This window comes from Bacillus cereus group sp. N14 (assembly GCF_016483555.1).
In the GTDB taxonomy this organism is placed as follows: domain Bacteria; phylum Bacillota; class Bacilli; order Bacillales; family Bacillaceae_G; genus Bacillus_A; species Bacillus_A wiedmannii.
This window is the reverse complement of sequence record NZ_JAEHBQ010000082.1, coordinates 1-281: the sequence shown is the minus strand read 5'-3', so window position 1 is coordinate 281 and position 281 is coordinate 1. Positions and strand designations below refer to the sequence as shown.

Below are 281 nucleotides of genomic sequence, written 5' to 3'. Positions count from 1 at the left end.
ACTACCACCCGGAGAAGACACACCTATCCAAGGTGAAGAATCACAAACACAAGGTGAAGACACAGAAAAACCAGGTGAAGAAACAGGAACACCAGGCGAAGAAACAGAGAACCCAGGTGAAGAAACAGAAAACCCAGGCGAAGAAACAGAAAAGCCAGGCGAAGAAACAGAAAAACCAGGTGAAGAAACAGAAAAGCCAGGCGAAGAAAAAGAAAAGCCAGGAGAAGCAACAGAAAAACCAGGACAAGCAAAAGAACAGCAAGGAGAAGACAAAGAAAAGC

General features: G+C 44.8%; 1 pseudogene. It reads left to right on the top strand.

Annotated features, from left to right (window positions below):
• Positions 1-281: pseudogene (locus JDS82_RS29170) on the top strand (hypothetical protein); the annotation flags it as partial.